Below are 3,411 nucleotides of genomic sequence, written 5' to 3'. Positions count from 1 at the left end.
GAGTTCCAGGAGTCCAGTTGTACGTATATCCAGCAGTTCCTCCAGTAGGCGTATTAACAGAAGCTGCACCGTTAGATCCACCAAAACAAGATACATTGGTTTGTGAAGCTGGGGTAACAGCTAAAGCTGCTGCAGGTCCAGTAACATTGAATGATTGAGTCGCAGTACAACCATTTGCATCGGTTACATTACAAGTCCATGTTCCAGCAGTTAATCCAGTAATGCTAGTTGTTCCATCTCCAGTAGGAGTTCCGGGAGTCCAGTTGTACGTATATCCGGCAGTTCCACCAGTAGGCGTATTAACAGAAGCTGCACCGTTAGATCCGCCAAAGCAAGATACGTTGGTTTGTGAAGCGGCTGTAACAGCTAAAACCGCCGCAGGTCCGGTAACATTGAATGATTGAGTAGTAGTACAACTGTTAGCATCGGTAACAGTACATGTCCAGGTTCCTGCTGTCAAGCCAGTAACAGAAGTAGTTCCGTCACCCGTTGGATTACCCGGCGTCCAGTTATAGGTGTATCCACCAGCTCCTCCAGTAGGAGTGTTGATAGCAGCTGCACCATTTGAGCCTCCAAAACAAGAAACATTAGTTTGCGACGCAGCAGTAAGACTCAAAGCACAAGGTGCTGTAACAGTAAAAATCGGATTAGTACCAGGGAAGTATGCTCCTCCTGGATTGATGTCATTTGATGTCAATTCATCAGAAAGCCAATTATCAGTATTAATATTACTGGTATTTAAGCAAATTGCATAAAGAATAGCTGCTTTTGAACCCGATCTTGTACCGGTATAAACATTATTGTTGCCATGATATCCTCCGCTAGCAGGATCTCTATTAAGTGCAATAGCACTTGATCCAAGAGTAAGGGAGGGAGGTAAATACGAATTGCCATTGTTTGGCTGTAGTCCGGTTCCAGGTACAAGAAATTGTCCTGCAGGTTGATTTACACCATTGAAAGTGACGCCAAATGTATTTACAAAGCCAAATACAAACTGATCTACAGATGTAGTTGAACTTCCCTGAAAAACAAACCAGTTATCTCCTCCAGCAGGGACAGGACAGTTTAGTGTATTTGTATTTGTCCATCCTGTAACACTTACAACGCCTGGTAGGCCAGACACGTTAGGAGTTGCTCCTCCTGTAATTGAAAATTTAGTAACGGTTCCAGCTGGCATAGCCGAAGTTAACGTCCAAGCAATGGAGCCTTCTGCTGTATTCGTTACAGAAGTGTTTCCGAAAGTACCAGTAGCTTCATCATACCCATAATCTGTTATTCTAATAACAGTACCTGCTGAAATAGGAACAAGATTTACGATAGTCATTTCATAAGGGAGAACATCGTAATTAGTACCTATAATAGCGATATCTCCTGCTGATAAAGTGGTTTGGGCGTTTAAGGATGTTAACAAACTTAGAAAACATCCCAAGAAAAGTAGTTTTTTTATCATAATTAGTTTAATGTGTTTATTATCAAATTTATAAAAATAATAGACTGTTGAAAAACAGTCCAACTTTTAATTTATTATGGTCTAGAAGGGAAAATACCCTCATAGCATATTATATATTGCATAGCAACAAATGGCGGTACAGTTGGTAGTGGTGTTTGCCCAGATCCCCACGGTGTAAGTTGCAACCCTGTAGGGTCAAAGTTTAAAGTATTGTTTACTGTTGAACTAATTCCTGATATATTTTGATTCGGTACGGCATTAGTATACAAATTTGGGTCTGGATTGCCACTACCATCTACTGTTTTTCCTAAAACATTATTAGTTGCAGAGGGAGTCGAATTAGTTCCAGCACTTGTACTAGCTTGTAAAACAGTATTTACGGTTACAGTACCTGTAAGATTTGTTCCTGATCCTTTTATTATGGAATGTGTATGAGGTGGCATATTTAAAGCTGTAATAGTAGCAGCTTGATTACCACCAGTTTGTCCAAGTGAATAAGTTCCCCCTGGATGTGCTCCTGAGATGTTTGTGCATTGGGTTGGAAAAGCACCACGCAAATCAGGTAATTTAAATGTATTTATACCATCTCCGCCATAATAGGTTCCAAGTATTGCATACAATGCATTGTATGTTCTAATCTGTAATTCTTGTCCCTCACAAGTAAAATAACCTTTTGGAGCAAAATTACCCGCAAAAAGTTTGATGGTTCCCATTAATTCGTCTTCCATAATTTTTTGATTTAAAATGTTAAAATTAGTTTTTTTAAGTGTTTTTTTGTAATCGTATTTTTATTAATTATCTTTTATTGTGTACTTTGCGCAACAAATCTAATTGAAATAAATGGTCCAAAACCACGTATATTTACCTGTTTTTAACAATAATTTAAATAATTTTTTCATTTTTTTTGTAAATTATTTAATGTTAATATTTGTTTTTAGTTCATAACTTAGTTTGAATTTTTAGTATCAGGATATAATGTGAGAGTTTGTTTTTATATTTTTCGAGTTACTTACTTAATGACTACGATTTGCTTCCAACCCTGATGCGGATGTGAGACTAATCGTTTGAATATATTATCAAAAATAGAATCTTTGTAAATTGACCTGTTCAGTCGATAAAAATATTCATCTAAATATTTTTGGAGATGTTCCTTTTTGACGTGTGATTGAATCGTTCTTATTGCAGTTTTTACCTGATGAATAATAGTGTGCATTTCTTTGAAGTTTTTCCCAGGAACGCTTTTTTCTTGGACGATGTTATAGCTCTTTGCTATTATTTTGTAAGCTGTCCATTGGTCTGTTTTAATATTCGCATCTTTACTTATATGCTCGTCAAATAATGGTTTTATTGACTTTGCAGAATAATCATCAATAACATTTGCATAACCTCTTTTTATCTTTCCTTCATCTGTCAGCTCAACAGCACAAGCAACTTTTGCCTTTTTGCTATCGTAACTTCTACCTTGTTTTCCTGTTTCTTTTCCGCCAACTACAAATTCATCAACTTGTACATTTCCTGTCATTGGATACTGTTTTGAGGACTTCATCGCAAGTCTTACTTTTTGCATAAACAACCAAGAAGTCTTTTGAGTTATTCCATAGCGTTTTGCCGCTTGAGTTGAGGATATTGATTTGGTTGTACAAGTCATTTCAAAGGCAATACAAAATGCTTTTTGAATTCCAAATTTAACTCTATGAAAAAGAGTTCCTGCCGTTGCACTCTCTTTATATCTACATTTGGTACACTCTCTTTTATTGTGTTTTTCAAAATAAACATACTTCGTATTCTCGCAACGTTTACATCTATAGCCGTCTTTCCACTTCTCATTGGCTATAAATTCACGGCAACTTTGGTCGTCTGGGAATGTCTTTATGAACTCTAAAATATTCTCCCCCTGAAATATACTTTCCATATCCTTGTATTTACTATAAATATAAGTGTTTTTTAAGTAAGTAACTCTA

2 protein-coding genes and 1 pseudogene are annotated in these 3,411 nt (G+C 36.7%); all 3 read right to left on the bottom strand.

Annotation, left to right across the window (positions count from 1 at the left end; all coding sequences use genetic code 11):
• Positions 1 to 1,450, bottom strand: a pseudogene (locus FJV36_RS12885) (hypothetical protein); the annotation flags it as partial.
• A 74-nt stretch (positions 1,451 to 1,524) separates the two neighbouring features.
• Complete coding sequence (locus tag FJV36_RS12880) at positions 1,525 to 2,178, bottom strand: phage tail protein (protein ID WP_158729334.1); 654 nt, start codon at positions 2,176 to 2,178, stop codon at positions 1,525 to 1,527.
• 281 nt (positions 2,179 to 2,459) lie between these two features.
• The gene (locus tag FJV36_RS12875; RefSeq protein WP_158728025.1) at positions 2,460 to 3,362 is read right to left on the bottom strand and encodes an IS1595 family transposase; all 903 of its coding nucleotides are present in this window, start codon (positions 3,360 to 3,362) and stop codon (positions 2,460 to 2,462) included.
• Between the last annotated feature and the right edge of the window lie 49 nt (positions 3,363 to 3,411).

It is taken from the genome of Flavobacterium sp. I-STPP5a, assembly GCF_009764685.1.
In the GTDB taxonomy this organism is placed as follows: domain Bacteria; phylum Bacteroidota; class Bacteroidia; order Flavobacteriales; family Flavobacteriaceae; genus Flavobacterium.
The sequence above is the reverse complement of the archived record's forward strand: the minus strand, read 5'-3'. Positions and strand labels throughout refer to the sequence as shown.

Bases quoted from the DNA above. Each gene is read 5' to 3' on its own strand.
- FJV36_RS12880 (WP_158729334.1), bottom strand. From the start codon at position 2,178: ATGGAAGACGAATTAATGGGAACCATCAAACTTTTTGCGGGTAATTTT.
- FJV36_RS12875 (WP_158728025.1), bottom strand. From the start codon at position 3,362: ATGGAAAGTATATTTCAGGGGGAGAATATTTTAGAGTTCATAAAGACA.